The organism is Paramicrobacterium agarici, from assembly GCF_002563955.1.
Taxonomy (GTDB): domain Bacteria; phylum Actinomycetota; class Actinomycetes; order Actinomycetales; family Microbacteriaceae; genus Paramicrobacterium; species Paramicrobacterium agarici.
In genome coordinates this window covers 2,138,463-2,158,203 of sequence record NZ_PDJE01000001.1, presented here as the reverse complement: position 1 = coordinate 2,158,203, position 19,741 = coordinate 2,138,463, and the positions used below count along the sequence as shown (strand labels likewise).

The window sequence follows — 19,741 nt, the reverse complement described above, 5'->3', positions numbered from 1 at the left end:
GTAGCACGCACAAACCGCTGCTCGACAAACGTTCTTTCATCCAGTAAGGTCAACCATCAAATCATTTTGACCATTTGATCATTCTGCAAAGGAGCAGCCATGGCAGAAGTAGGCACTTGGATCGTCTACGTCATAATGGCTTTCGTCGTCATTGGCGCGATAGCAGCAATCCGAAATCCAGACCGAGGTCTCGGACGGGAGTTCATCGAAGGGTTGCACACAATCGGTCCGATCTTCATTCCCGTTGCCGGCACCATGGCGACGATCCCATACTTGGCTCGGTTCATAGAGAGCGTGATTGGTCCGGGGCTCAAATCGATCGGCGCAGATCCCTCGATCGCTGCTGGACTTATCGCCACCGACATGGGCGGGTATCAGCTTGCGGAAGCCACATCAATCAGCCCCGCAAGCTGGATTATGGCCTCTACTTTGGGCTTCACTCTCGGATGCACGCTAGTATTCACTATCCCGGTCGGTCTTTCCATGCTTCCGAGGCGTGACCACAAGTACATGGCGCTCGGCATACTCGCCGGAGTAATCACCATTCCGCTAAGCGGGTTCATCACAATGGCCTTGTTGATTGTCACGCAGACAGCACTGCGGCCCAATATCGCCACCACGGGCGAAGCGAGCTGGGTGTTCGAGATGCAGTGGTCTGAGCTGCTACTCAATCTCATACCTATTGTCGCAGTTGTGACCCTCATCGCCCTCGGTCTCCGCTTCTTGCCAAATGCGATGCTGACGGCTTTCAAATGGTTCGGGAGAATCCTCGACATCATCATCAAGGTTGTACTTGCGCTTTCGATCGTTGAATACTTCACCGGTCTTTTCACAACTGTTCTAGGCGGCTGGGGCTTTGACCCGATCATCGCGGACGAAGTCGACCAATTTCGCGCTCTTGAAGTCGCGGGATATTGCGGGCTCATTCTCGCGGGAGCCTTCCCACTGGTGTACGTCCTCCGTACTTATGGGCAAAAGCCACTGGGCAAAGTTGGGAAGCTGTTCGGAGTGAGCACTGACGTAACTGCGGGCATTCTGGCTACGTGCGCGAACGTGATTGCTCTGCTCCGCCTGATCCCCGCATTTGCGCCAAAGGATAAAGTCCTTTGCATTGCATTCATGGTTTGCGGCACTGATGTCCTCGGAGGACATCTTGCTTATGCCGCAAACGTCCAACCCACGATGCTCGGGCCCCTTCTAATCGGGAAATTCTTGGCAGGAGTCATCGCAATGCTCCTCGCGGCGTGGCTGGCCCTGCCGACTGCTCGACGCTTGGAAGCTCTTGACCGCGAAAACGGCGTCATTCTGGACAACGAGTATCTACACGCGGTGGACTCGGTAGGTTCAGCTGATACGCAATACAAGCACCCTGTGGCTGACTAGCAGATCGACCACGAGCGTCTGTCGCGGAAGGAAAGGAGAGTTGCTCCTCTCCGCGCCAGGCGCTCGTGCTGGAAGACCATGAATCGTTCAAGACGTCACGCGCTGGGACTGACATCTCTGCTTTCCCGCGTGACACGAAGGGTTTTCCTCTTCGAGACTACAACTCGTGGTCCCGTTCACCGAGCTCATTGGAGTCCTCGTCCGCAATCATCTTCTCGTAAGCAGCGGTGACCCGTCGAACGCGCTCATGCTCGGTCGCGTCTTGAACGCCGTGCCGAACCGCCATCCTCATCACCCAGTAGTTGACGAAGATTCCCACCCCAACGATGAGGAGAACGGCCAGGCCATAGAGAAGATCAAATACGGGTGCATACATAGGAGATTCATATCGCAGGAGAGCGTTGGGTGAAGACCCAAAGAGAGGGCCCTTCGGGCCCTCAAGAGATTGAATCGCAAACGGAGGAGCAGGATTTCCTGCTCCTCTTTCTGCTTATCAAGAACGCTCTAGAGACCCAGGCCCTCCGGTATCCCAGTCACGAGCCCCGCACCGGCACTCCCTTAAGCATCAGCGTCTCGCCCCGTCGCCTGCTCGTCTCCGCAGTGCTTCGGCACGCTACCGGCGCTCGTCCCTCGCGCCTCACGCAACGCCGTCGTCCCGCATGCGTCACGCCTTCGGCCCGAATGACGGGCCGGCTCGCTTCGAAATCGGGCCGTGCCGTGGCGGCTGCGCCCGCCGGAGCGGAGCGGAGGCGGGGTGCGCAGGACCCCTTTGCCGCATTTACATCTATGCAAAACGATGTCCCCTCTGGGACGGCCTCTCGGCAAGCCTGCCGGCCGCCCTGAGGAATTGTTCTTCTACAGAAAGGCTTCTCATGGTCTCATTCACTGCCACTCCTCCCCCCTGCGGTAGATACCGACTCTCTCGATGCTCAGCTGCGCCTGACTCTGGGCCGCTCCACTGCTGGCACTCCGGCCGCTCGTGCTCGGACCGGGCTTGTCCGCGGCCTCGCCCTCGGATACGAGCCGTCCACAGTGCGATCCGCTGTCCTCCGGGTCGCGCCCGATACGGCTCCTGCGCTGCTGCCGCTGGCCAGCGCTCACGCGCTCCTGGCTGCTGCCAGTGCGCACCTCTCCCGCTCACCGCTCGCTCCCGGCGTGGGTGACCATGCTGACGCGCGGATGGCAGTGGCGCGGCGGATTGTGGGGCGGCTCGCGGCACCGGTAGACCGCGAGCAATACGGATGGACAAAAGGCGACGAAAGCAAAGCACGCATCGGCTTCGCCATCATCGGCCAACGACTTCTCGAATGCATTGATGAAGACGGCTCGAGCGCGGTTCTTGTGACATCGACGTGGCTCGCGGTCCAGATGGATTGCACGATCGAAACATCCGGGAAGGTGCTCAGGCTCCTCAAGGAGGCAGGCTGGATTCGCCACGTCGGCACTATTGGCCTCTCACGGCGCTGGCGGCTCGGTCGGCTGCCGCGCGAGGCCGGAGATGTCGCGTGGGAGCACAAAGCTACCGTCGAGGCACTGGCCATGGGCATCGAAGGTGATGACCTTGCCGATGCCATTCGCACAGCACGCCGCCCCGGCTGGGCCTACAACCCCGGCCTAGGTCTCCGCGCCTGGCTGCGGCTCCTCTACGACAGCCTCGGTGTCAGGGCGGCCGAAGCTCCATTCGGCGTCAGGCAATGGGGGCAACTCAAGCAGGCACTCGTGCGCGAACTGCCGGGCCTCGGGACCCGGCCACTTACTGACCTTCTCGAGGATGCTGATCCAATAGCCAGAGATGTGCGGACCGAGCGTGAGGAGCAGCTCACCGAGCAACGAACCGTGACCATGGCCCGCCTCGCCGAAGTGCGGGCCGTCCGCGATGCGCGTGCGGCCCGGCGTCGGGACGCTTCGGCGCTGGCGCGCCGTCTTCGGGACGCGGTCGGGGCGTGCCCTGGCCGGATTCGGCCCGGGCGCTGATTAAAGAATGGGCGGCTGATGGGCGCGCGTGGGTGGCCGGTGAGAAGCCGGATGAGGGCCTGTGCGTGATCCTCGCGGAATTCCTGGCCAATGATTTGCGTGGCCGCGGTCATGAGGATGCGGTGGCCGCTCGGATTGCTAGATTCGTGGCCGGTGTGGAGGTGGCTTCGGCCACGGGCGCGGATTCCGCCGCATAGGAGGTGGTAGAGCCGGGACGTCGAGAGTCCGGCCACTACCTAAAGGAGCAGACCATGGCCTCACATCTCCCCCGGCTCGTTGTAGCCGTCAAAGATCAGACCGGGTGGCCGGTCACCGCATGGGCCAGCGACGGCGAAGGAGGCGGCGTCTTCGCCGGCCGTCTTCGAATCGATGCGGCCGCGCTGCTGGCCGATGCCTCACCGCCTGAGGTGCGGATCACGCCTCAGCTGACAGTCACGGCGGGAGACGCCGATGAATTGGCCGCGCTGGCCGCGATCATCTACTGCGGAGGCGTCGAAGCCGATTCCGAGAGCACATGCGTCTGGTACAAGATCCTGCGCTGCAGCGACTCGACAATTCACACGATCTTCGAGGCTGCCGCCCTCGCGGAAGACATCGAGGAGGACTCCGATGTGCAGATCACAGAATGAAGGCGGCCGCCGTTGCGCATGGACACCGCGCACGCAGGCCGGGGCTCGGGCCAGGCACGGAGTCCGCGAAGGCGATGACGAGATGGCGGAAATCCTCGGCGGTGGCGGCGGCTCAAGCGGCGATGAACCTGCCGAGGATATCGAGGACCTCATCTCTGAGCTGGATCCGGACTACTCAGGGCCGCCGAGCAAAGCTGAGGCTTATGCGGCCTCCGCATTCCCGGAGGGCGTTCGCGTGGGCATTGCCTATCGTGATGCGCTCCGGCTTGTGCCCATGGTGCAGAAGCTAGATGCGCAGCACGGGCGGGCTCTGACCGCTCGGACGGAGGCTGGACGAGCGTATCTCGAGGCGCGCGAGCGTGGGGAGCACCAAGTCAAAGTCAAGAGACTCCTGGACACTTTCGATGCCGCGGATTCAGCCGTCGAACAATCGGACCTGCACACCGCAGCAGTGATGCGTAAGCATGGCTACGGAAGTCTGCGAGGTTACCAAGCCACACTTCTGGCCTATAGCCGGGTGTGCTTGCCCGCCTCGTTCGTCCATGCGCATCGTCAACGATCCGCGGCAGCCAATTCCCGCTACACAAGCTCACAGGTAGGCCGCGCGGTCGGCAGAGCAGAGGAGCCAACATCTGGGCAGAGACGCGGGATCATTGCTTGGCTGACGGTGAGAATTTCTGCGTACCGTACTCGCAAAGCGTCGCCGCATGGGAATCAAAGACCGTGACGAGTTCCTCGAGTGACCGTCGATCGCCGGACCGCTAGCATGAGGCGTGTAATGCGCCATACAGTGACGATTGCCGCTAACAAAGGAGCGCCAATGGGAGACCCAGAGAACAGTTACGACCCGTGGCGCGAACGCTTTATTGTTCTCATCGAAGAGGTGTTCAATTTCTTGAGCGAGGCGGCCGAGCACCATCGGAGTGGCGTTTCCGTCAAGGCCGAACCTCGACTATTTGATCGGAACCGAAGAGCCGTCTACCGGCTGCGTGTCCGCGGCGAGTTAGTTCCGTTCCGCTGGGCTGACAGGGTAAGCACCATTCTCTTTCGCGCCAGGTCAATTCTAGACATAGTGATGTTTCACGCAGTTGCAGCTGACTCGAAGGTCCCTTTGACGGAGCCGCAGGCACGACGGGTCTACTTCCCAATAGTCTTTGATGAGTCTCAGTGGCAAGACGCTCTCGGTAAGCACCACCTCCGTTTACTGTCCGAGCCCCATAAGAAGGCGCTGCGTTCTGTGCAACCTTTCGTCACCGGCAACCCGGCTCCGCGCTTCCTCGGCGAGTTTCATAACCGAGATAAGCACCGTCGCCCCATAGACATACAGACAACCGTGGATGAGGAGTTTGTAATGCTCTTCAGCGGAGTTCGTTTCGGCAACCGTGGATCAGGCGAATACTGGATCGATTGGGAAGACCCGATGCCCGCCTTTGCGAATGGCGCGGAGCTCGTCACTTATCGCACAACCCATCCGATGATCTCAGCAGCGGCCGAGGATGTTCCGATTGCTCCCAGCATTATCCGCGACGGTCAACGGTTCGATCTGCAACATCTTCTTTGGGATCTGCTCAGTTTCGTTACCCGGGCAGAAGCTGTCATGTCCGATGGAAACACAAGCGTTGCCGAATCGATGGCAGCCTACTTTGAGGCGGAACGTACGCAGTTGGAATCCTTCAAGAAGATGATGCTTACAGGCGATGAAACTGAATGGCTGACACTTGTCACGGGTGTGTCCCCTGCCTCCGGCGGTTACCCCACCCAGCCTGCGTGAGCGCATCATCGCGGTGCTCACCAAGCGCATCGTGGCGGCCCGAGAACGGCGCGCTGCCGGGAAGAAGACGGGGCGGCGCCGCTAGGCGTAGGCGGAGCGTGGGCGCCCCGGGGCTTTACGGCTACGGGGCGCCCTGCCGTTGGGACGCGGGGTGAGATTATGTGCTCGGATGGTGATGGGTCGCGGCTAGCTGAGCCTGTGCGCGCACGGAGCCACTATCGATCACGAGGATTATCTTCACCTCGGTCGGGCCGGAGTGCGGGCCTCCGGGCCGGAGACTGGGCGTGGGCGGGATGTTGGCGTACCGGCCCCACTTCGTGGGACAAAATGCATAGGGCGATGTGAGCACGCGAGTTGCGTCAATAGGCTGATTTCGTGACGAAATCACCTCTGAATCCGCTCGCCATCATAGGAGTCGTGCTCGCGGCTATCGCCTACGCGGTGTCATTCATACCAGGGTTCGGGTTCTTCATAATGTGGGTCCTCTGGGTCGGTGCTATGAAGCGCCGCAGGTTTGATGCCGCATTCTTTTGAGTTGAGAGGATGTCATCATGCCGAAGAAGATCGATGCTGCTGCGAGGGAGCGTGCTGTGCGTTTGGTGCGCGAGCATGCTTCGGAGTATCCGTCTATGACGGCCGCGATAGCGGCTGTTGCCCGTCAAGTGAATGTCGGTCACGAGAGTCTGCGCCGGTGGGTGCAGCAAGCTGAGATCGATGACGGCACTCGCACGGGCGTGACCAGTGAAGAATCCGCTGAGATCAAGCAGCTCAAGGCCGAGAACCGCAGGCTCCGCGAGGACGTCGCGATCTTGCGCGCGGCGACAACTTTCTTCGCGGGGGAACTCGACCCCCGCAACCGTTGATGATGGGCTTCATCGATCAGATGAGAGCCGAAGGTCACGCGGTCGAGTCGATCTGCCGGGTCCTGCGTGAGCAGGGCGTGAAGATCGCTGCGCGCACCTATCGTGCCTGGAGAAAGGGCACCATCTCGGCCAGGACCGTCACCGACGCGATCGTCGTCGACGCTGTCCGAGCCGCCGTCTGGACCACCCGTCCTGATGGCCGCCGGGTCATGCTGCCCGAGGGCCTCTACGGCCGGCGGAAGATGACCGCGCTGATCCGCCGCACCACGGTTCCTGACGCGTCCTGGGGCGCGATCGACCGGGCCATGCGGCTACTGGGCCTCAGCGGAGCACGCCGCGATAAGAGTATCCGCACGACGATCCCGTCCAAGGACGGCAAACGCGCCGGGGACCTGCTGGATCGCGACTTCACCGCCCCGCGTCCGGATCACACCTGGGTGATGGATTTCACGTATGTGCGCTGTTGGACAGGCTGGGTCTACGTCGCGTTCATCGTCGATGTCTTCTCCCAGCGCATCGTTGCCTGGCACGCCCAAACGAGCATGCATACCGACCTGGTGATGATCCCGTTGCGGATGGCGCTCTGGGAACGCAACCGGACCGGCCGCCCCGTCGAACCCGGTCGCCTACGGGCGCACTCAGACGCCGGCAGTCAATACACATCGATTGCCTTCACCGACAAGCTCGAACGCGACGGAATCGCGCCCTCGATCGGCACCGTCGGTGACGCATACGATAACGCTTTGATGGAGAGCATCAACGGCATCTACAAGACCGAGTGCATCCGCACCAGCCTCTTCCACGACGGCCCGTACAAGACGATCTCAGACGTCGAATACGCCACCGCAGGATGGGCAGACTGATACAACCACCGTCGCCTCCACGGTAGCCTCGGAATGATCAGCCCGAACGAATACGAGGCCGACCACTACGCAGCAATCACACGAGAACTGCAACCCGCATAACAGCGGCAGAAAACCCGCGGCGCTTCACTTTACCTCTGCTCACTGGGTTTATGCGCGGCACACGTAAGTCCACGTCCCTTGTACAGATGCGGCGGACGGCTACTCGCCCGGAGCACTGCGTGAGGCCCCGGGAGCAAGCGCGTCGAGTGCGAAGCGCACATCAGGTGCGTGGAGCGCTCGACGCGCGTAGTAGTCCTCGGTCACACGGGACTCTGAATGTCCAAGGACAGCCGCGGAGGCCTTCAAGCCGACCATGTCATTCACCGTCGTCGCGACAGCTTTACGAAGAGAATGTGGGACCACTTCTTCGGAAATACCAGCCCACTCTCGGACAATCCGCAGGGCACGATGAACGTCCTGCGCTCCATTGGACCGCCCGGAGCTAGTCTCGAAAACGTACGTGCTACCAGCGCGCGCCCTCAGCTTGCGCTCCATGAGCACTGTCACTAAATGGTCAGGAATCGGTACGACTCGTGCCGAGGTTCTGGTCTTCAATACCGGCGCCCAATGCTTGGCTTGCTGGTGCCCTTCGATGACCTGCCCAACCACACTAACGGTAGGTACGCTCGACGCGAGGTCTAAATCCTCCCAGCGTAGCCCCACTGCTTCACTGATGCGGCAGGAAGTCCCGAGAATCACTTCGACGACGTGTTCGAGCAAGTCATTCGGACGAGGTCCCATCCGGCCGGGCCGTTCTCGGTAGGCGACGATGGCGTCGCGAAGCTCATCAAGCTCCATGGGCGACGGTGCGAAGATTTCCTTACGCTTTCGTGGTGCCAGTCTGATTTCTCGTGCGAAGTTGCTACGCATTAGGCCGAGCCTGAGTCCGCGGTCGCAGATTTGACGAAGGACCGTCATTAGATTGCGCGCTTGGCTTTTCGCGTGGTCGTACTCTGAGTCATAGAAGTCGGCTACAATCACGGCCGTAACGCTCCGGATGGGGAGAGCTCCGAGTGCCGGCAGGATTCGGGCCCGAATGAGGCGCGCGTTCTCCTTGCGAGAGGTCAGTCGACCTTCCTCGTACCTCTCCACTTGCTCCAGATATGAGGTGCAGAGGGCGCTGAAGGGCGAATCAGGAGTGAGCTGCTGCGGCGTTGCTCGCGGAGCATGCGTGTCCTCCATCCGGTCGGCAATCTTAGCGCGCAGCCGCGCCTCAGCTCGGTCAACGGATTCAGCGTGGGCTTTTGCTTCGCGGAGTTCCCCGTCGTACCGTCTGTACTGTGCCCGTGCCCGCCATGACCCATTTGCAAGCTGGGTCGTTTTCACTCGTCTGTGCGTGCCTGCTGGAATCTGCTCTCTAGCCACGAGTCAGCTCCCTCGTCGTAGGGAGACTCTGGCGCCACGCGTCGATGTCTGGCTTCGCGAAGCGGAGGTGCTTTCCGAGGTAGTGGCCGACGGGTCCCCCGCCCGTCTTCCTCCAGTGGTAGATGGTCTGCTTGGAGACTCGCAGGTATGCTGCGAGGTCGTCGATGGTTAGGAGGTCCGGCAATTCATAGCTTGCCGCTGCTGTCTGCTGTGCTTTCACCTCACCTCTATGCGAGGTGATTTCGGCCGGTGGTATGGAGTGATTACTGGGTGATGTGAGCGTCATGGCCGCTCTATGCGAGCTCGCTGCCGTCGGCGGTAACTTTCCTGAAGAAGAGCAAGTTCCGTAGCAATAGAGCCGGACCATTTTCGGCCTCTCCGGGTCCAGACCGAAAACCTAAAGCCCCGGAAAGCAATGCTTACCAGGGCTTTTGGTGGATCTGAGGGGACTCGAACCCCTGACCCCCTGCATGCCATGCAGGTGCGCTACCAGCTGCGCCACAGACCCATAACTGTCACCGAAGCAACTCCCATACTCTACTACATCGGCACGTACGATAAAAAATCGCGGCGCACGGAGCTACTGTGCCAGCGCCTCCTCGAGCGAAATGACCGGGCAGTCCCTCCACAGTCGCTCAAGGGAGTAGTAGTCGCGTTCCTCGGGATGGAACACGTGCACGACGATGTCACCGAAGTCGATGAGCACCCAGCGGCCTTCCGCGCGTCCCTCACGGCGGACGACGCGTGTGCCTGCTTCTCCGAGCTTCTCTTCGACAGCATCCGCGACCGCACCGACATTGCGTTCGCTGCGCCCCGTGACGATCAGAAAGGCATCGACGAACGGAAGCTGCTGTGACACGTCGAGCGCCACAAGATCTTCGGCCCCGACGCTCTGCGCAGCGGCCGCCGCGATCTGGACCTGGGAACGTGTTTCGTCAGTAGCTGTCACGTGGCCTGTAGCTTCTTTCTCTCGAGCATTAGAAGGATCCCGTCATGAGTCCCACGATGACGACACCGATGACGGCAACACAGAGCACACCGGCCGTGATCGCGAGGATCATGAGCAGTTTCGAGTTCGACGCCTTCGTGGGAGGCGTGATCACGTCGCGACTCACCGCGTGGGTGCTGACGGCACGAGTTGCCGACACGGGCGTCCCGGCTGTCGCGGGCGACTCTGCGCTGTTGTCGCTGCCAGAATCGATCTCGGAGTGGTCTGTAGACGAGGGACGATCCTGTGAAGCGGACCGGGGAAGGTCGACCGATCCGGTAACCAGAATCTCGCCGGTCCCCGAGGCAGGAGCCTTGGGCGGCGTGCTCGGCGCACCGGGCAGGATCAGCACGCTTGATGTCGTAAAGGCGTCGGAGCCGCGCGCTTCGGGGGCCACGAGAGTGTCAAAAGCGCGTGCTGCGCTGTCGGCGGGACGCTTGTCGTCTCGAACGCCTGCGCTGAAGGCCGGCGACAGCTGAGGCCGTGATTGCGCGTCGCTCCGACCCTGCGAAGCGGTCTCCCCGCTCTGCCCGGAGCTGACTGCGGGACTCGCCTTCGCTGCTGATGGCCGCTCCGCGTTGTGGCTCTTGTCTGCACGGCCAGCGGGAGCAGACTTCTTCTGCTGCGCTTCCGGCGAGCCCTGGGCGCCGGCAGGTGACGCTGGGGCTGCGGGAACATCGACGCCTCGCGAGGTCTCTGGTGTGACGATGGCCGTCGATCCGGTCTCAGCCCTCAATGCTCGCAACTCGCGTCGCGTCAGAACGCGTTTCTCGCCCGGACTCTCAGAGGTGTCCGCGGCCGCTTGTTCTGCGTGAATCTGGTCATCGTCCGCGGTCGGCACCGACGCGGCATCCGCTGTCTCATTCGCAGCATCACGTGTAGCGTCGGGCGCGTCAGCTTCTGCGTCGTCGGGCTCAGACGAACCCTGAGACTGCAGAACGCTGTCGTGCGCCTGCTGAGCGCGCATCCTCTCGCGTCGTTGTCGCCGTGAGAGTGGCTGCTCGTCAGATAACGAGGTCATTCACTACTCCGATACAGATGATACTTCGTGATGTACTGCACGACACCATCCGGAACCAGATACCACACGGGATGTCCCCTGCTGACCCGGCTTCGGCAATCCGTCGACGAGATCGCAAGTGCCGGAACTTCCAACAAGCTTACGTGCTCGGCCGGCAATCCAGAAATGTTTAAGGTATGTCCCGGACGACTCACAGCCACGAAGTGCGCGAGCGAGAACAGCTCAGAGTGGTCCTTCCAGCTGAAGATCTGCGCGATCGCGTCGGCGCCCGTAATGAAGAACAGGTCGGAGTCCGGTCGTTGTCGCTTGAGGTCACGGAGCGTGTCGATCGTGTACGTCAGGCCCGCGCGCTCTATGTCTACGCGGCTGACCGTGAACTGCGGGTTCGCGGCGGTGGCAACAACCGTCATCAGATAGCGGTGCTCACTCTCGCTGACGTGAGACTTCTGCCATGGCTGCCCCGTCGGCACGAAGATGACTTCGTCGAGGTCATACGAGTGTGCGACCTCGCTTGCGGCAACGAGGTGACCGTTGTGAATCGGGTCGAACGTTCCGCCCATCACCCCGATTCGGGGCCGCGACGCACTGGCTGTGTTCACTCTGACGTGTGCGCCTCGTGGTGAGTGTCATCGCCGGGAGTGTCGTACGTGTGCGCCGTCGGTGCGGAACCGGTCTTGTGGCTGTGGCGGTTTGCGACGTCACGATATGTAAACGTGATGACGCCGAGGAAGAGGAACACGACGAGCGCGAGTACGCCGAACATGATGCTGGGCATCGGCAGCTCGTTGACTACGTGCTCAGACTCGGCCATCAGGATCGTCGCAAACGACATGTTCTCTCCGTTTCTCGTGACTTCGCGCCACCAACGACCAGTCTACAGGTCAGCCGCGCACCTGTCCGTCGCCGCGCACGAGCCATTTCGTGCTCGTCAACTCGGTGAGGCCCATCGGTCCCCGCGCATGCAGCTTCTGTGTAGAGATGCCGACCTCGGCACCGAATCCGAAGACGCCTCCGTCGGTGAAGCGCGTCGACGCATTGACCATGACCACGGCGGAGTCGACCTCCGCGAGAAACCGTTCGGAGTTGCGCACACTGTTCGTCACAATCGATTCCGTGTGATGCGTGGAATACATCGCGATGTGCTCGAGTGCGTCATCAAGGGAGTCCACGATGCGCATTCCGAGCGTGAGATCCAGGTGCTCCGTGGACCACTCGTCGGCCGCTGCCGGCTCGATCGCCGGCGAGTACGCTCGAGCCTCGTCGTCGCCGCGCACGGTCACACCGGCTGAGCGAAGCTTCTCGAGAAGCGCGGGAAGCACTCTCTCAGCGGCATCCCGGTGGACGAGCACCGTCTCAGCCGCATTGCAGACACTCGGGCGTTGAGCTTTTGCATTGACCACGATGGATGCCGCCGTCGCGGCGTCTGCGTCGGCGTCGACGTACACGTGCACGACGCCTGCGCCTGTCTCGATGACGGGCACTGTCGATTCTGAGACGACGGTGTTGATAAGACTTGCGCTCCCTCGCGGAATAAGCACGTCGACGAGACCTCGAGCGCGCATGAGCTCTGTCGCGCCCTCACGTCCGAAGTCGTCAATCGACTGGATCACGTGCGCCGGGAGACCCGCGGCCGAGAGCGCCCGTCTCAGGACCTCTGTGAGACGAGTGTTGCTCTCGATCGCCGCAGAGCCGCCTCTCAGCACGACGGCGTTGCCGCTGCGCAGCGCGAGAGCCGCGATATCGACGGTGACATTCGGTCGCGCTTCGTAGATCGCGCCGACGACTCCGAACGGAACCCGCACCTGTTCGATGCGAACGCCGTTCTCGAGCCGGCTTCCGCGCACCACTTGACCAACCGGATCGGTGAGCGCTGCGATGTGACGGACCGATTCCGCGAGAGCCGCGATCCGGTTCTCGTCGAGTCGAAGCCGATCAAGCAGGCCGGGCGCGAGGCCGTTCTCTCGCCCCCTGACGATATCGCGCTCGTTTGCCGACAGGATTCCTTCGACGTCGCTCTCGATGGCCACGGCTATGGCCTCAAGCGCCGCTTCGCGCTGGCTGCCCGTGGCTAGAGCAAGCGCGCGTGAGGCGCGGCGTGCATCCTCGAGGCGTGAGCGAACGATAGCGCCAGTTCGGGTGTCGGTCATGCCCCGATTCTAGCCAGGCGCATTATCACTCGTTCAAATGTGGCGCGAACCACGTACCGACATCGGCACCGCTCAGGGCGGCGCTGATGCGAGACGCCGAAGTGACGAGCACACCGGTGCCTCGCGCAGCCGCGAGCCGTGCGGCGGAGACCTTCGTCGACGCGCCTCCCGTGCCGACGCCGTTTCGCGTCGCTTCACCGAATTCGACTCCTGACAGCTGTTCCCCCGGCGCGACGAGGCTGATGCGCTCCGCGTCCGGAATTTCGGGGGGACGGGTGTAGATCGCGTCGACGTCGCTCAGGAGCACCATTGCGTCGGCACCGATGAGCGTTGAAACGAGTGCTGCAAGTCGGTCGTTGTCGCCGAAGCGGATCTCGTGGGTCGCGACGGTGTCGTTCTCATTGACGATCGGCAGAATTCGAAGGCTGAGAAGCCGGTCCACCGCCCGCTGGGCGTTGCTCCGGGAGTTGGGGTCGTCAAGGTCGCCAGCGGTCAGCAAGACCTGCCCCGCCACGATTCCATAGCGGTCGAGACTGTCTTGATACCGGTACACGAGCACGTTCTGGCCGACAGCGGCCGCAGCCTGCTGCGTGGCGAGGTCTTCCGGTCTGCTTTCGAGCCCCAGGTAGGGCATGCCTGTGGCGATGGCCCCAGAGGAGACCAAGATCACCTCGATGCCATTGGAATGGGCCGCGGCCAGCGCGTCGACGAGAGGTTCGATCTGTCCGCTGTTCACACCGCTGATGGACGACGAGCCGACTTTGACGACGATGCGCCGTGCGCGACTGATGTCTGCGCGTGTTGTGATCATCGCTCCGGCTCGTCCTCCGACCAGAGCCCTGCCTCACGCTCGCTCTCGAGTTCTTCGCGCGCCGCGGTCTTGGCGTCCATTCGATCGTAGTACGCGTCGCGACGCTGCCCGCGGGTGGGCCTGACGTTCTGATCGAAGCGCGCGTCCGTTCCTCGCGGAGAGGTCATGAGCTCTGCCGTCGATGTGAGAGTGGGCTCCCAATCGAACACGACGCCCTTTCCGGGCCCGATGACCACGGTTGATCCGGCGACAGCACCCGCGGCGAATAGCGCATCTTCGATTCCGATCTTTGCGATCCGGTCGGCCAGGTAGCCGACGGCCTCATCGTTGGTGAAGTCGGTCTGCTGGACCCAGCGCTCCGGCTTCTCACCGAGAATCCTGTAGACGTTCCCGTATGTCCCGCCCTCGACAACGATGTCGAACGGTTTGCGGTTAACGGGTTTCGGCGTCATCACAATGCGGGGCGCGTGTTCCTCGAGTTCCCGGACGGCCTCACGGTGTTCGTGTACGACCTCACCGAGCGCGTAGGTGAGTGCTTTGAGACCCTCGTGACTCGCCGTTGAGATCTCGAATACCCGATAGCCCCGTGCTTCAAGATCCGGACGCACGAACTCTGCCAGTTCCCGCGCCTCTGGAACGTCGATCTTGTTGAGTGCGACAAGTCGCGGACGCTCGAGCAGAGGAACTTGCCCGTCCGGCACGGGGTATGCAGCGAGTTCGCTTTCAATCACCTCAAGATCACTCACGGGGTCGCGTCCGGGCTCGAGGGTCGCACAGTCGATAACGTGCAGAAGCGCCGCGCAACGCTCGACGTGCCTGAGGAACTCGAGACCGAGCCCGCGTCCAGCGCTTGCACCCTCGATGAGGCCGGGAACGTCGGCGACGGTATAGCGGTGCTGGCCGGCCTGCACGACGCCGAGGTTCGGGTGCAGCGTCGTGAAGGGATAGTCCGCGATCTTCGGCTTCGCCGCGGAAATCGCCGCGATCAGGCTCGATTTGCCTGCAGACGGGTACCCCACGAACGCGACGTCCGCAATTGTCTTGAGCTCGAGGGTGATGTCACCCGACTGACCCGGTGTGCCCAGAAGCGCGAAGCCGGGTGCCTTGCGCTTCGTCGACGCGAGTGCAGCGTTCCCCAGTCCCCCGTAGCCGCCGCGGGCGATGACGAAGCGCGTTTCTGGTTCAGTCATGTCGATGAGCGTCTCGCCGTCGGCGTCCTTGACGACGGTGCCCACGGGCACGGGCAGAACGAGTTCTTCGCCCGCCGCCCCATGCCTGAGGTCGCCCATGCCGAATCCGCCATTCTCGGACGTGCGATGGGGCGAGCGGTGGTACGTGAGAAGCGTCGTCGCCTGGGGATCAGCCTCAAGAACGATATCTCCGCCGTTGCCACCGTTTCCACCGTCGGGCCCGGCGAGTGGCTTAAACTTTTCGCGGCGTACAGAAACACAGCCGTTGCCACCTTTACCTGCACTGACGTGCAGCGTCACGCGATCGACGAACGTCGCCACTGTGTCCTCCTCGGATCTGTTCCGCTATCAATCGTGCCGGAAATGGCAGAAGGGGCGGGCATACGCCCGCCCCTTCTGTGAATAGCTTGTCGACTACGCGTCGGCCGAAACGATGTTGACGACCCGGCGTCCACCCTTGCTACCGAACTCGACCGCACCGTTCGACAGAGCGAACAGCGTGTCGTCTCCGCCACGACCGACATTCACGCCTGGGTGGAAGTGCGTTCCGCGCTGGCGAACGATGATTTCGCCCGCGTTGACTGTCTCGCCACCGAAGCGCTTCACACCGAGGCGCTGCGCGTTCGAGTCACGACCGTTGCGAGTGGAGCTCGCACCCTTTTTGTGTGCCATCTCGTTTTCTCCTCGATGCCTTACTTGATGCCGGTGACCTTGACGCGCGTGAGCTCCTGACGGTGGCCCTGGCGCTTCTTGTAACCGGTCTTGTTCTTGAACTTCTGGATGACGATCTTCGGACCGCGCAGATCACCGAGAACCTCGGCGGTGACCTTGACCTTGGCAAGCGACTTCTGGTCGCTGGTGACTGTGTCGCCGTCAACCAGCAGCACGGCGGGCAGCTCGACGTTGCCGTTCTTGTCTGCCTGGACACGGTCCATCGTGACGATGGTGCCGACCTCGACCTTCTCCTGCCGACCACCGGCGCGCACAACTGCGTAAACCACTTGGAGTACCTACTTCTCTGTGGAGCGAAAGCTCCGCTTGTCTGTCAAAGGAAAAGTCACTGCTCCAGACATACCCAGCGGGAATGGAGGTGTGCCTGTCAGAAAACCATGGTGGTGACACAGGATAAGCCAGTCACCAACGATCAACTTTACTGCATCGACCGGAGTTTCGACAAATGGACCACGAGCGTGTTCCTAGAATGACGTGCATGGCCCTCTTGATCGATCCACCCATGTGGCCGGCGCACGGAACAACATGGTCGCATCTCGTGAGCGACACATCAATAGCCGAGCTGCGACGCTTCGCGACAGAACTCGGCCTACCCTCTCGAAGCTTCGATATCGACCACTACGACGTCCCCGAGGCGCGCTACGACGAGGTGGTCGCCGCGGGCGCATCCCGGGTCAGCGCACATGAGCTGACCCGCAGACTCATCGCCAGCGGTCTCCGCGTGCGGGCGCGGGACCGCTGACGGAGCATCCTAGGATTCTGCTGAATCGGGCTCGTCGTTCGTCGTGACGGGCGTTCCGGTCAATGCCGCGGTCGTTACGCGGCGCGATCGATTGCGCCCCTGTCCTGGCTTCTTGGGCTCGGGAAGGGAGTCCAGAACAGAGCCGAGCAGGTCCTCCGCCTCGCGCTTGTCAATCGGGCGCGACGAGCGCTGAGCAGGCTCAATGGGAATGTCGAGAATCGCTACCGAGTCACTCAACTCGTCTGCTGGCTGCTCAGCTTTGGGCTCGGGTTCTGACATCGATTCGACAACGGATGCTGGTTCGGCCGGCTTCTCGCTCGGCTCGGATTCTGCGTGAATCGTGCTGGCGGCGATCTGCGAGAGCGCCTTCTTCGCGTCGTCGGTGATCGAGTGCGCGGCGCCGACTGCCTTGGATGAGTGCTGGCCGTTGCCGTGCGACGAACCGTTGTTGCCACGACGCTTTCGGCCGCCGTTGTCGGAACCAGAGCCGCGGTGCTTCGCCACGGGCTCGTGATGCACGACGACGCCCCGCCCGGCGCATGCTTCGCACGCCTCGCTGAACGTTTCCAGCAGGCCCAGCCCAAGCTTCTTCCGCGTCATCTGCACGAGCCCGAGCGAAGTGACTTCGGCGACCTGGTGCTTCGTCCTGTCGCGGCTGAGGCATTCCACGAGGCGGCGCAGAACAAGGTCTCGATTCGACTCGAGCACCATGTCGATGAAGTCGACGACGATGATCCCGCCGATGTCGCGAAGGCGAAGCTGGCGAACGATCTCTTCTGCCGCTTCAAGGTTGTTCTTCGTCACGGTCTCTTCGAGGTTGCCCCCGGAGCCGACGAACTTTCCCGTGTTCACGTCGACGACGGTCATCGCCTCGGTTCGATCGATGACGAGCGATCCGCCGCTCGGCAGCCAGACCTTGCGGTCGAGTGCTTTCTCGATCTGCTCGGTGATGCGGTACTCGTCGAAGACGTCCTTGCCGCCGTCGTAGTTCTCGACACGGTCGAGAAGATCAGGGGCAACCTGGCTGAGGTACTTCTCGATCGTCTGCTTGGCGTCCGACCCCGAGATGACCATGTTGTGGAAGTCCTCGTTGAATACGTCGCGCACGATCTTGATGAGCAGGTCGGGCTCCGAGTGAAGCAGCGCGGGAGCGTGCCCGTTCTCTACCTGCTTCTGGATCGACTCCCACTGTGAGGTCAGCCGGTTCACGTCGCGCGTCAGCTGCTCTTCTGTTGCACCTTCGGCTGCTGTGCGAACGATCACGCCGGCGTTCTCAGGAAGGATCGCCTTGAGGATCTTCTTGAGGCGTGCGCGCTCGGTGTCGGGGAGCTTGCGCGAGATTCCGTTCATGGACCCGTTGGGCACATACACGAGGTAACGGCCGGGCAGGGAAACCTGGCTGGTGAGCCGCGCGCCCTTGTGTCCGACGGGGTCTTTCGTCACCTGAACGAGCACTTTATCGCCCGGCTTGAGAGCCAGCTCGATGCGTCGTGGCTGGTTGCCCGTCTCGACAGAATCCCAGTCCACTTCACCCGAGTACAGAACGGCGTTTCTGCCACGCCCGATGTCGACGAACGCGGCCTCCATGCTCGGCAGCACGTTCTGCACTTTACCAAGGTAGACGTTTCCGATGAGCGACGACTCCTGCGATCGAGCCACGTAGTGCTCTGCAAGCACGTCGTCCTCGAGAACGCCGATCTGAATGCGGCCCTTCTTCGAGCGCACAATCATCTTGCGATCCACCGACTCGCGCCGCGCGAGAAACTCTGCTTCGGTAACGACCGAGCGACGGCGTCCTGCGTCTCGGCCGTCACGACGGCGCTGCTTCTTCGCCTCAAGCCTCGTTGATCCCTTGACCTTCTGAGGCTCGGTGATGGGCTCTGCGTCGGACCCGTCCTGGTCGCCGCCGCGACGGCGTCGAGAGCGCCGCCTGGCTCCGCCCTCGTCGCCGCTCTCGCGCTCATCGTGCTTCGGACGTGGAGGCAGCGGCTTGATGTCGGGCGCTTGAAAGATGAGCTGGGTCGTCAGAGGGGCCGCAGGTGCTTGTTCCTCAGCCGCGGCATCGAGCGTCGCGTCTTGGGGCGTCTCCCCGGCGTCGCTGGGGCTCGGCTCGCGCGGTGCGGGAGCCGGAGCCGCATCTCTGTCTCTCGCTGCGTCGTCTGCGGCAGCATCCTGCGAATTCTGTGTCTCGGTTTCCTCGTCGACCGGGTCGACGGGCACTGTCGTGTTCTCTTTTTCCACCATCTCTGGTGCACTCCTCGACCGAACGGACAGCCGCGCTATCCATTCGGGAACTCTCATAGGGAAGATGCGCCTCAGCGAACTCCTCCACACTTCTGTCGCTCGCGATCGGCTTGTCGCTCTGATCGCAAACCCTCGGTCACTCCGACCGAACTACAACACTGGGCGGTCTGTGCCCAATAAGCCTTTATCTGCCGAGAGACGAAGCGCGGTTCGCCTGACGACTGTGCCATTATCGCACGTTACTCCGCGAACCGCCGCATGGGTCGCCGACACAGCGGCTTGTGCCATAATCCCGAGTGTGACCGAGACGCGAGACGCCACCGTGGACAATGCCCGACCTGTTCCGCTCGCGATCTTTCTCATCATTGCGGGTGTTGTCGGGTGGATTGCGGCCTTCGCGCTCACACTCGACAAGTTCATTCAGCTCGAGAACCCCGATGCGAAGCTGGGCTGCGACTTCAACATTCTCGTCGGATGCAGCACGAACCTGGCGTCTGAGCAGGGTGCCGTCTTCGGATTTCCCAACCCGATCATCGGGCTCACGTGCTGGGTCGTTCCCGTGGTCATCGGCGTCGCACTGCTCGCCGGTGCTCGCTTTCCCCGGTGGTTCTGGCTGGCCCTGTGGGCCGGCTTCCTCTTCGGCGCGTGTCTCGTTGCCTGGTTCATCACTCAGAGCATCTACGTGATCAGCTCGTTGTGCCCGTGGTGCATGCTGACGTGGTCGATGATGATCCCCTCGTTCCTCGCCGTCACATTCCACGTGCTGCGGCTCGGCGCGTTCGGTAGGGGCACACGCGCACGTTCCGTCGGTTCGGCGCTCATCGGCTGGACGCCGCTCATCACGCTCGTGATCTTCGTCCTTATCGCGGTTCTCGCGCAGCTCCGACTCGATGTCATCGCGCACATCTTCTGAGCGCGCGAACACAGAAGCGCCTCCTGAAGCCATTGCGGCATCAGGAGGCGCTTGGGTGCGGAA

General features: G+C 62.1%; 20 protein-coding genes, 1 tRNA gene and 1 pseudogene. 8 read left to right on the top strand and 14 right to left on the bottom strand.

The genetic code is table 11. The features are described 5' to 3' along the window. The first annotated feature begins 99 nt into the window (after positions 1 to 99). Positions 100 to 1,383, top strand: coding sequence for an ethanolamine utilization protein EutH (locus ATJ78_RS10560; protein WP_098407552.1), 1,284 nt, complete (start codon positions 100 to 102; stop codon positions 1,381 to 1,383). A 157-nt stretch (positions 1,384 to 1,540) separates the two neighbouring features. On the opposite strand, the gene ATJ78_RS10555 is transcribed toward ATJ78_RS10560, so the two are convergent. After that, positions 1,541 to 1,759: a hypothetical protein gene (locus ATJ78_RS10555; RefSeq protein WP_098407551.1), complete on the bottom strand. Its 219-nt coding sequence runs from the start codon at positions 1,757 to 1,759 to the stop codon at positions 1,541 to 1,543. Positions 1,760 to 2,538: 779 nt separating this feature from the next. Between ATJ78_RS10555 and ATJ78_RS10545 the strand changes: the two genes are divergently transcribed. The 5 genes and pseudogenes from ATJ78_RS10545 (at position 2,539) to ATJ78_RS10520 (ending at position 7,585) form a co-directional block, all read left to right on the top strand. Then, entirely contained in the window at positions 2,539 to 3,357 is an 819-nt protein-coding gene (locus ATJ78_RS10545; protein WP_143741406.1) for a hypothetical protein, read from the top strand. Between the two features lie 251 nt (positions 3,358 to 3,608). Next, positions 3,609 to 3,986, top strand: coding sequence for a hypothetical protein (locus ATJ78_RS10535; RefSeq protein ID WP_098407547.1), 378 nt, complete (start codon positions 3,609 to 3,611; stop codon positions 3,984 to 3,986). 820 nt (positions 3,987 to 4,806) lie between these two features. Beyond that, positions 4,807 to 5,757: a hypothetical protein gene (locus ATJ78_RS10525; RefSeq protein ID WP_098407545.1), complete on the top strand. Its 951-nt coding sequence runs from the start codon at positions 4,807 to 4,809 to the stop codon at positions 5,755 to 5,757. A gap of 375 nt (positions 5,758 to 6,132) precedes the next feature. Beyond that, complete coding sequence (locus ATJ78_RS15895) at positions 6,133 to 6,291, top strand: hypothetical protein (RefSeq protein ID WP_156088593.1); 159 nt, start codon at positions 6,133 to 6,135, stop codon at positions 6,289 to 6,291. A 17-nt stretch (positions 6,292 to 6,308) separates the two neighbouring features. Continuing rightward, a pseudogene (locus ATJ78_RS10520) lies at positions 6,309 to 7,585 on the top strand (IS3 family transposase). 99 nt (positions 7,586 to 7,684) lie between these two features. Here the strand turns inward: ATJ78_RS10520 and ATJ78_RS10515 are convergent. From ATJ78_RS10515 to rplU, 12 genes are all read right to left on the bottom strand, one after another. Further along, complete coding sequence (locus tag ATJ78_RS10515) at positions 7,685 to 8,506, bottom strand: tyrosine-type recombinase/integrase (protein ID WP_169923438.1); 822 nt, start codon at positions 8,504 to 8,506, stop codon at positions 7,685 to 7,687. Between the two features lie 376 nt (positions 8,507 to 8,882). After that, entirely contained in the window at positions 8,883 to 9,176 is a 294-nt protein-coding gene (locus ATJ78_RS10510) for a helix-turn-helix transcriptional regulator (protein ID WP_098407543.1), read from the bottom strand. A 146-nt stretch (positions 9,177 to 9,322) separates the two neighbouring features. Then, positions 9,323 to 9,398, bottom strand: a tRNA-Ala gene (locus tag ATJ78_RS10505). Positions 9,399 to 9,470: 72 nt separating this feature from the next. Further along, positions 9,471 to 9,839 (bottom strand): ribosome silencing factor, encoded by a 369-nt coding sequence (gene rsfS / locus ATJ78_RS10500; RefSeq protein WP_098407542.1) that lies wholly within the window; start codon positions 9,837 to 9,839, stop codon positions 9,471 to 9,473. Positions 9,840 to 9,867: 28 nt separating this feature from the next. Next, positions 9,868 to 10,899, bottom strand: a complete 1,032-nt coding sequence (locus ATJ78_RS10495) for a hypothetical protein (RefSeq protein ID WP_143741404.1) — start codon at positions 10,897 to 10,899, stop codon at positions 9,868 to 9,870. Next, positions 10,896 to 11,498 carry a nicotinate-nucleotide adenylyltransferase gene (gene nadD, locus ATJ78_RS10490; RefSeq protein WP_098407540.1) on the bottom strand — a complete coding sequence of 201 codons (603 nt, stop codon included), beginning with the start codon at positions 11,496 to 11,498 and terminating at the stop codon, positions 10,896 to 10,898. The genes ATJ78_RS10495 and nadD overlap by 4 nt, the downstream gene beginning before the upstream one ends. Continuing rightward, the gene (locus ATJ78_RS10485; protein ID WP_098407539.1) at positions 11,495 to 11,731 is read right to left on the bottom strand and encodes a hypothetical protein; all 237 of its coding nucleotides are present in this window, start codon (positions 11,729 to 11,731) and stop codon (positions 11,495 to 11,497) included. The genes nadD and ATJ78_RS10485 overlap by 4 nt, the downstream gene beginning before the upstream one ends. 49 nt (positions 11,732 to 11,780) lie before the next feature. Then, entirely contained in the window at positions 11,781 to 13,046 is a 1,266-nt protein-coding gene (locus ATJ78_RS10480) for a glutamate-5-semialdehyde dehydrogenase (protein WP_098407538.1), read from the bottom strand. Positions 13,047 to 13,071: 25 nt separating this feature from the next. Next, positions 13,072 to 13,857, bottom strand: coding sequence for a glutamate 5-kinase (gene proB, locus ATJ78_RS10475; protein ID WP_098407537.1), 786 nt, complete (start codon positions 13,855 to 13,857; stop codon positions 13,072 to 13,074). Beyond that, positions 13,854 to 15,368: a GTPase ObgE gene (gene obgE / locus ATJ78_RS10470; protein ID WP_098407536.1), complete on the bottom strand. Its 1,515-nt coding sequence runs from the start codon at positions 15,366 to 15,368 to the stop codon at positions 13,854 to 13,856. Before obgE ends, proB begins: the two co-directional genes overlap by 4 nt. 93 nt (positions 15,369 to 15,461) lie before the next feature. After that, the gene (gene rpmA / locus ATJ78_RS10465; protein ID WP_098407535.1) at positions 15,462 to 15,719 is read right to left on the bottom strand and encodes a 50S ribosomal protein L27; all 258 of its coding nucleotides are present in this window, start codon (positions 15,717 to 15,719) and stop codon (positions 15,462 to 15,464) included. Between the two features lie 20 nt (positions 15,720 to 15,739). Continuing rightward, positions 15,740 to 16,048 (bottom strand): 50S ribosomal protein L21, encoded by a 309-nt coding sequence (rplU, locus tag ATJ78_RS10460; protein ID WP_098407534.1) that lies wholly within the window; start codon positions 16,046 to 16,048, stop codon positions 15,740 to 15,742. A 209-nt stretch (positions 16,049 to 16,257) separates the two neighbouring features. On the opposite strand from rplU, the gene ATJ78_RS10455 reads away from it, so the two are divergent. Continuing rightward, a complete protein-coding gene (locus ATJ78_RS10455; RefSeq protein WP_098407533.1) occupies positions 16,258 to 16,521 on the top strand; it encodes a DUF4031 domain-containing protein in 264 nt (87 codons plus the stop codon). Positions 16,522 to 16,530: 9 nt separating this feature from the next. Here ATJ78_RS10455 and ATJ78_RS10450 read toward each other — a convergent pair whose 3' ends face one another. Then, positions 16,531 to 18,765 (bottom strand): Rne/Rng family ribonuclease, encoded by a 2,235-nt coding sequence (locus tag ATJ78_RS10450; RefSeq protein WP_098407532.1) that lies wholly within the window; start codon positions 18,763 to 18,765, stop codon positions 16,531 to 16,533. Between the two features lie 298 nt (positions 18,766 to 19,063). Here ATJ78_RS10450 and ATJ78_RS10445 point away from each other — a divergent pair, with 298 nt between their 5' ends. Continuing rightward, the gene (locus tag ATJ78_RS10445; RefSeq protein ID WP_245836286.1) at positions 19,064 to 19,678 is read left to right on the top strand and encodes a vitamin K epoxide reductase family protein; all 615 of its coding nucleotides are present in this window, start codon (positions 19,064 to 19,066) and stop codon (positions 19,676 to 19,678) included. The last annotated feature ends 63 nt before the right edge of the window (positions 19,679 to 19,741 follow it).

Coding starts and splice junctions, on each gene's coding strand:
- ATJ78_RS10560 (WP_098407552.1), top strand. CDS start 100: ATGGCAGAAGTAGGCACTTGGATCGTCTACGTCATAATGGCTTTCGTC.
- ATJ78_RS10555 (WP_098407551.1), bottom strand. CDS start 1,759: ATGTATGCACCCGTATTTGATCTTCTCTATGGCCTGGCCGTTCTCCTC.
- ATJ78_RS10535 (WP_098407547.1), top strand. CDS start 3,609: ATGGCCTCACATCTCCCCCGGCTCGTTGTAGCCGTCAAAGATCAGACC.
- ATJ78_RS10525 (WP_098407545.1), top strand. CDS start 4,807: ATGGGAGACCCAGAGAACAGTTACGACCCGTGGCGCGAACGCTTTATT.
- ATJ78_RS10510 (WP_098407543.1), bottom strand. CDS start 9,176: ATGACGCTCACATCACCCAGTAATCACTCCATACCACCGGCCGAAATC.
- ATJ78_RS10495 (WP_143741404.1), bottom strand. CDS start 10,899: ATGACCTCGTTATCTGACGAGCAGCCACTCTCACGGCGACAACGACGC.
- ATJ78_RS10485 (WP_098407539.1), bottom strand. CDS start 11,731: ATGTCGTTTGCGACGATCCTGATGGCCGAGTCTGAGCACGTAGTCAAC.
- ATJ78_RS10480 (WP_098407538.1), bottom strand. CDS start 13,046: ATGACCGACACCCGAACTGGCGCTATCGTTCGCTCACGCCTCGAGGAT.
- proB (WP_098407537.1), bottom strand. CDS start 13,857: ATGATCACAACACGCGCAGACATCAGTCGCGCACGGCGCATCGTCGTC.
- rpmA (WP_098407535.1), bottom strand. CDS start 15,719: ATGGCACACAAAAAGGGTGCGAGCTCCACTCGCAACGGTCGTGACTCG.
- ATJ78_RS10455 (WP_098407533.1), top strand. CDS start 16,258: ATGGCCCTCTTGATCGATCCACCCATGTGGCCGGCGCACGGAACAACA.
- ATJ78_RS10450 (WP_098407532.1), bottom strand. CDS start 18,765: ATGGTGGAAAAAGAGAACACGACAGTGCCCGTCGACCCGGTCGACGAG.